This window comes from Alkalibaculum bacchi, from assembly GCF_937875145.1.
Lineage (GTDB): Bacteria > Bacillota > Clostridia > Eubacteriales > Alkalibacteraceae > Alkalibaculum > Alkalibaculum bacchi_A.
Map to the genome: position 1 here is coordinate 1 of NZ_CALNCS010000154.1, position 6,721 is coordinate 6,721.

Annotated in this window: 12 protein-coding genes; 5 read left to right on the forward strand and 7 right to left on the reverse strand. The window is 31.8% G+C overall.

Annotated features, from left to right (window positions below):
* Positions 1–94 precede the first annotated feature (94 nt).
* The 4 genes from Q7P22_RS09355 (at position 95) to Q7P22_RS09370 (ending at position 1,958) form a co-directional block, all read left to right on the forward strand.
* The gene (locus Q7P22_RS09355; RefSeq protein ID WP_303863542.1) at positions 95–298 is read left to right on the forward strand and encodes a four helix bundle protein; all 204 of its coding nucleotides are present in this window, start codon (positions 95–97) and stop codon (positions 296–298) included.
* Positions 299–369: 71 nt separating this feature from the next.
* The gene (locus Q7P22_RS09360) at positions 370–603 is read left to right on the forward strand and encodes a helix-turn-helix transcriptional regulator (protein ID WP_303863543.1); all 234 of its coding nucleotides are present in this window, start codon (positions 370–372) and stop codon (positions 601–603) included.
* A complete protein-coding gene (locus Q7P22_RS09365; protein WP_303863545.1) occupies positions 600–1,625 on the forward strand; it encodes a virulence RhuM family protein in 1,026 nt (341 codons plus the stop codon). The genes Q7P22_RS09360 and Q7P22_RS09365 overlap by 4 nt, the downstream gene beginning before the upstream one ends.
* A gap of 135 nt (positions 1,626–1,760) precedes the next feature.
* Positions 1,761–1,958 (forward strand): YjfB family protein, encoded by a 198-nt coding sequence (locus Q7P22_RS09370; protein ID WP_303863547.1) that lies wholly within the window; start codon positions 1,761–1,763, stop codon positions 1,956–1,958.
* A 136-nt stretch (positions 1,959–2,094) separates the two neighbouring features.
* Here the strand turns inward: Q7P22_RS09370 and Q7P22_RS09375 are convergent, their stop codons facing one another.
* The 7 genes from Q7P22_RS09375 to Q7P22_RS09405 form a co-directional block, all read right to left on the reverse strand.
* Positions 2,095–2,742 (reverse strand): hypothetical protein, encoded by a 648-nt coding sequence (locus Q7P22_RS09375; RefSeq protein WP_303863548.1) that lies wholly within the window; start codon positions 2,740–2,742, stop codon positions 2,095–2,097.
* Between the two features lie 10 nt (positions 2,743–2,752).
* Positions 2,753–3,199, reverse strand: a complete 447-nt coding sequence (locus tag Q7P22_RS09380) for a DUF488 family protein (RefSeq protein ID WP_303863551.1) — start codon at positions 3,197–3,199, stop codon at positions 2,753–2,755.
* A complete protein-coding gene (locus Q7P22_RS09385) occupies positions 3,196–3,816 on the reverse strand; it encodes a DUF488 family protein (protein WP_303863553.1) in 621 nt (206 codons plus the stop codon). The genes Q7P22_RS09380 and Q7P22_RS09385 overlap by 4 nt, the downstream gene beginning before the upstream one ends.
* Positions 3,817–4,198: 382 nt before the next feature.
* Positions 4,199–4,477, reverse strand: a complete 279-nt coding sequence (locus Q7P22_RS09390; protein WP_303863554.1) for a hypothetical protein — start codon at positions 4,475–4,477, stop codon at positions 4,199–4,201.
* A gap of 140 nt (positions 4,478–4,617) precedes the next feature.
* Positions 4,618–5,070 (reverse strand): hypothetical protein, encoded by a 453-nt coding sequence (locus Q7P22_RS09395; protein WP_303863556.1) that lies wholly within the window; start codon positions 5,068–5,070, stop codon positions 4,618–4,620.
* Between the two features lie 195 nt (positions 5,071–5,265).
* Positions 5,266–5,598, reverse strand: a complete 333-nt coding sequence (locus tag Q7P22_RS09400; protein WP_303863558.1) for a type II toxin-antitoxin system RelE/ParE family toxin — start codon at positions 5,596–5,598, stop codon at positions 5,266–5,268.
* 2 nt (positions 5,599–5,600) lie between these two features.
* Positions 5,601–5,846: a type II toxin-antitoxin system prevent-host-death family antitoxin gene (locus tag Q7P22_RS09405; protein WP_303863560.1), complete on the reverse strand. Its 246-nt coding sequence runs from the start codon at positions 5,844–5,846 to the stop codon at positions 5,601–5,603.
* 138 nt (positions 5,847–5,984) lie between these two features.
* Between Q7P22_RS09405 and Q7P22_RS09410 the strand changes: the two genes are divergently transcribed.
* Complete coding sequence (locus Q7P22_RS09410) at positions 5,985–6,254, forward strand: hypothetical protein (protein WP_303863562.1); 270 nt, start codon at positions 5,985–5,987, stop codon at positions 6,252–6,254.
* Positions 6,255–6,721 lie beyond the last annotated feature (467 nt).

A 6,721-nucleotide genomic window follows, 5' to 3' on the forward strand; every position in this document is an offset into this window, starting at 1 on the left:
TTGGATGAGTACCCAAGCCTTATTTATTCAGGCAATGTTTGCAAATTTAAGCTGGTAAAGTTGAGTGATTAATTAAAAAAGCGGGGGGATTAGTGTGACGGAAAGTGTTAGCTACACAAAAACATTTAATTTCGCCATTCATATATTCAATCTATACAACTCTTTATGTACTGATAAAGAATATGTTCTTTCAAAACAATTACTCAGGTCTGGAACCAGTATAGGCGCTAAAGCATTGGAAATTTCTGAGGATAAACAAATCAGTGTATTTATAACGGAAGACCCTTTATATTTTTAGAAAATGCCGATTACTATTGCTATTATAAACCAAAAGGTTTATAATAACGTCTATACTGGTGGAGGTGGAGAATGACAACATCGGATATGGTTCGAGAATTATGTGAGAAACAGAATATAAGCATTGCAGAACTTTGCAGAAGAATAGGTCAAAGTCCGCAGAATTTTAATAAAAAATTGAATCGAGCAACATTGTCTTCCGAAGAAATGATAGCTATAGCAGATGCACTGGGTGTAACCTATGAACAGGCTTTTGTGCTTAAAAATGGCAAAAAAATTCAAATTGGAAACGAGACAAACTCATGAAAAATAAGAACGAAGTAACGATACGTTCATCGGCTGCCGAATATTTAACCTATATTGCTGCGGTTGGTGATAGTGATGAAAGCTTGGAAATGCGTTATGAAGAAGAGAATATCTGGCTGACACAGAAGATGATGGCAACATTGTATGATGTCTCTGTGCCAGCGATTAACCAGCATTTAAAAACTATTTTTACAGACAAAGAACTTGACGAGAATTCAGTTATTAAGAAATACTTAATAACTGCTGCAGATGGAAAGCAGTACAACACGAAGCACTATAATCTGCAGGCAATTATTGCGGTAGGCTTTAAAATCAATAATGACCGTGCTGTGCGATTTCGTAAATGGGCAGGTCAAATCGTCAAGGATTACACAATTCAAGGATGGACGATGGATAAGGAACGTCTGAAAAAGGGTCATATGTTTACGGATGAATATTTTGAGCGTCAGCTACAAAGCATTCGTGAAATACGGCTTTCTGAACGCAAATTTTATCAAAAAATCACAGATCTGTATGCTACATCTTTTGATTACGATAAGAATTCGAAGACTACAAGGCGGTTTTTCCAAACAGTACAAAATAAAATGCATTGGGCAGTTCACAGGCATACTGCAGCGGAACTGATTGTAGAACGAGCTGATGCTGAAAAAGAACATATGGGATTGACTACATGGGAATCTGCACCAGAAGGAAAAATTGTTAAATCCGATGTTGCGATTGCAAAGAATTATTTGAATGACAAGGAAATGTCTTATTTAGAGAGAATTGTTTCACTATACCTTGATTATGCAGAATTGCAGGCAGAACGTAGGATTCCCATGAGCATGGAGGATTGGGCGAAGCGTCTTGATGGTTTCTTGGAATTCAATGGCAATGAGCTACTAGTTGGAGCTGGTAAAATCAATGCCGAGGAAGCAAAACTTCATGCAGAAACGGAATTTGAAAAATATCGTATTGTTCAGGATAGGCTCTATGAAAGTGACTTTGATAGATTCGCAGCCTTAGAGGATGGTAAAGAATAGAATAAATGATAGGAAGAGAAAGGTTGTAATACAGATGGCAGATGTATATAAATTTCACAGTAAGCTTGAAAGAATTAGAAACTATCATATGGCGTGATAGCTATATATTTATTTATAACATAAGGAGGCAGTGAGATGGATATAGCAGCATTATCAATAAATCTTAGCCATTTGAGAGTCAATCAGCAAGTTGATGTATCTGTATTAAAGATGGCAATGGACACATCAGAAATGCAATCAATAGAGCTAATAAAAATGTTAGAAGCAAATACCAAAATGATGGAACAAATGATAAATCCGCATTTAGGTGGGCATGTAGATGTAATAGCATAGGAGTTAAATGTAAAGTTAAAAGCGTCTTCATACATCCTGCTGTCTCTATGGGCTTTTTTATGATTAGGTAATTGCAGAAAGAGCGAAGCCAACAATGAACTGACCCCACTGTTTTTTGTTTTGAGGCATAGAATCCTTAATAAAACATTTGTGCAACCATTTTGTAATACTGGTCTGTTTTTTTAAATTTATCTGTTAGACTGAAAACAACAGGTAGATCATCTCTATAATTATAATTACCATCTGATATGTTTGTAAATTTAGTTAAAATAAGTTTATCACTTATTTTAAAGTATTGATACTTCATACCATTGTATGTAAAGTTAAATTGAAGTCGTCGGTTTCCATCAAAAAAAGTCTTAATAAATATACATGAGTCCTTAACATTAACAAATAACAAGGATGGTTGTCCACTTAACTCTTCTTCAGAGACTTCTTTTCCGTTGTTGTAAAAGATTTGTTTAGCTTGGTCATAACCTCTATATTTTACTAATTCCGCCAAAGAACTTTGTCCTGTTTTTTCCCATTTAAAGTTTGAATCATACAAATAGTTTTCAGGCTGTGAAATTGTTGGTTTATGTGATAATAATTTAATCTTAATCATATCAAGTATTTGCACTTGATTCCCATCACGATATGTAACGTCTATAATTGGAACTGATCCCTCGTTTACAATATTACTTGATATCGGTCTAATCCATTCCCCTGTAGTTGTGTCTACCCCTGCAAGACAGTACTCACTATGCTTAGAGCTCTTAGCTAAAACAATAATTTCCCTGTACATTCCCTCACCCCTATAAATGAATAATATCTAAATCATTAAAAACCTTTTTAAATTCATTCCCTACTAACTGTCTATGGCATTGATCCGCTGTTGATTCACTGCAAAGAAGGCAAGTAGTTATATCTTCTAAATAATTAGCTTGAATATGTTTATGAATATCTCTATTAGCCATAGTTTGACTGAACTCTTCTACATATTCATACCATTTGATTTCCTTGTTCTTATATTTTTTCAGCGTCTCCTTTGTTGGAGAAAATTTAGTATCATGAATATATCTTATATTACAAATTTCATGCAAGAAGAATTTTATATCGGGATATTTAGCAAATCCAGCTAACTGTGATGTATTGTTCAATCGAATATCCAATATATTTTCAATTTTATTATACTTTAGTGTCTCAAAAAAAGTTTGAGCAGTTTTTTGAGTAAAACCAATTGTATATATTTTTCGGCTCATGATATATTCACCTTTTCTTCGTCAACGATTCTATATCCTATTTCAACGTTTCTGTTTTCATAACTTCTATTAACCATTTCTTGCCATGATAAATCGTCAGAAAAAAAAGATAATTGGTTTCTATTTGGAAAGTATTCATCTACTAATCTACGCTCTACACTTTCTTGTGATTCAGAGGATCCATCTGCGAGTATGTTTTTTATGGTATACCCTAATTCATGAAATTTCCTAGCTATCATTATATTTCTGTGGCAGGTGCTTGGGTCCTTCTCAGCACACATAAAAACAAATACGTAGTTTAAATCCATTCCTACTTCAATCTTTTTTACACCTTTTAAAAATGAATTAGACTTTGTATATACATTAAAATCTAAATATCCTTTTTTATGATATTTTTTCTCTAGTTGTCGTGCTCCAAATTCACTTTTGTAATTTCTGTATATTATCCCGTTTGATTTCAGGATTGTCTGTAAACTATTTTGATTATAATCTATATAAAATTTCGAGTTTGGATTACTTCTGACATCAACCAAGCTTGTGATTTTATATTTCTTAAGAACAGCAATAAATTCTTCTGTTTTAAAACTGGAATAACCAATTGTAAATATATCTTTCACCATTCCACCACCAGTATTTTTATCTCTATCTTATCTATTTTATTATATACCAACATAATACTCATTTCACGATATATTAAAGCATATTCATTATATTTTAGAATTATATGTTCACATTAGATATCCTAGATATCTGATTGCATGTTTATCTCACTAAATTCCATCTTCATCTTCTGCTTCGTGATCTCCTCCATTAGGAAACAATAAAAAATCATCAGAGAACTCTTCCTCCATTTCAGTCATTACTATATCCTCCAATTTCTTAATTGTTATTTGATGTTAATTTCTTTTCTTATTTCTAGTGTAAATGGTTAAATAATGCATCTAATGTAATGAATTCTTGAAATATCTCATCTAGACATACATAGATTCGTTATAGGTTTCATACAAATATTTTTTTCATGATAGCAGTACATATTTTTTTATAATTTTCGTCATTTGCAATTTCGTTCAATCGTAAATATAGAGTATCTGCATTATATAGCTTTTGATCCAATATAATATCAGATAACGTGATAGTATTGTGGTTCAATCCGTGACTACATTCATGATGGCAAATGTGCATTTGGTATTCATTGGAATAATTCCATTCAATTCTTGCTTTTGGCATGCAAATATTTTTTCCACAAACATCACATTCAACATATTCTACGTATTTCATATTTCATTCTCCTTTGTTTATATTCTTTGAAAAATTTTATTATCTAAAGTATATCATAAAAAGAAGGATTTATAATATGACAATACAAACAAAATGTAATGTAATTTTGTATTGCGTTAATTACACTTGCAATGTGCGTACTAGTCTAAAAAACTGAGAATATCTTCGTCGTTTTTAATTTCATCTGCTAACCTAGCTTCTATATTTCTTATATCTTGAGCAATTGCAAAATGCCTTATATGTTTTGTTATACCTGACAAACTCATTGCAAATTGGCTTCTATTAATATTCAACATGTTTTTTATTCCACTATCTTTATATAATGATATAGTCTCAACTATTATATAACGTTGTCTATCGGAATCTTTTACTACACCAAACCAGTAATAAAACATATATTTATCTAAATCCTTACTGATATTAAATTCTTCTTTCAATGCTTTTTCATATAATTTAGCTGAAAAAACTGGTTTTTGTTGTGATGGCCAATAAATATATTCCCCTAAGATTGTGTAATTTTTAGGATCTCTTATTTGTTTGCTTTTATCTTTCAGAAAAAAGTTCTCATAACATAAAAATATAGGGATTTCCACTATAGTGCTACCTGTACCAAAATTATGTCCTTGTTTTTTTTCATATTGATTGAGAAGCTCTTCTAAGAATTTTCCTTGTGAAATATTATTATTTTGTGCATAGGTCTTGAATTTTTCTAAAAGGGTATATAGGGACAGTTCCTTTTATCTCCTAAAATATGGAGTAAGAAGTCACCGTCCCCATATGCTTCTCCTCTAATTGCCTTTATCAAATTCACTATCTATCTCAAATAGTTGCCCTATATAGTCTTGACGTTCACTTATTATTCGTATGATTTTAACTGTATTGTTTTCAAGACGATAAAAAACGTAATTCTTTTCTATATATAAATAACGATAATCCGTTGGTACATCGATCATTTTACCTAAGTCTATGCCTAAAGCAGGAAACTCTCCTAGTTTTCTGATACTGGATAAGATGTTATTTAAAGCTTTAATGGCTGTCTTTCCTCCCCACAAATCTAAGATATAATCTCGAATGTATTGTAAGTCTTCAAGAGCGGCTGGTGAGTATATGATTTTTAACATCTTTATAACCTTAGCTTAGCTTCCACATCCTCAGCTGAAAGCCATCCATTCTCTCTAGCTGATTTTTCACTTTCCTCTAACTGTCCTAGTAATCGAATTACTGCTTTCAATTTATCTAATTCACTAAGTTTCACAATGGCATATTCACCTCGACCATTTCTAGTCAAATAAACTGGGCTATTTTCTTTAACTTCGTTGAGTACTTCAGTATAATTTCTTAAATCAGAAATAGGTTTAATATTCGGCATATTTATCATCTCCTTACATAAATTTTACCACGTATTTATGTAAATTAACACGTTTATTTACAGCGAAGTAAATTTTTAGAATAAAATTTACTTCATTCCGCAAATGCCTACCTCTGAGATTTAAAACCACAGAAAGTCATCGAAATAGTCGCCCAAGCTTGTGATATAAAAAATCCAGATTTGATAAAGGTAAAATACAAACACCACATCACCGACTTCAAAGCTATTGCTGTGTTTCTAATGAGGAATTTATGTAACTACAGTTATAAGGAAATCTGTAAAGAGATAGGCAATCTAACTCTTTCACGTGTAGCCATCCTTTCGAATACTGGATTTAAGCTCCTTAGTACAGAAGCAAAGTATAAAGATCTCTTTTCAAAATTATTAGAAGAAACCCGAGTAACGTAACCATTACTGCTAAAACGGCCTCATCTTATCTGTGAAAATCTTTTTGATTATACATTCTTTATTAAACAAGTGTGGTGTGTTTGCCATGCTTTTTTTGTCTATATTTTTATAAAAAAAATAGCAGTGGTATTGTGTTTTTTAGTAGGTTTGGTTTTTATATGGTAGAAAGGTTAGATAATGCATGTAAATAGCAAGAACTTGAGACATGTCCCCTAGTGATGCGGTATCTAAAGAAGTAGAAGAATTTATGAGAGTAGCACTAGAGGAAAGTTTCAACGATATAAAAGTAAGTGAAAATAATGACAATTAGCTACACAAACAAGTATAATTCCTCACACATATAAACAAATCACCAAAATTACCGATATTATACTATAAAGCGATAAATATAGATATAATGATTATGACGTTATCACGGTAATCGCATGAAGGATTACTCTTCTTAAACATTTTGAACTTTACTTTTT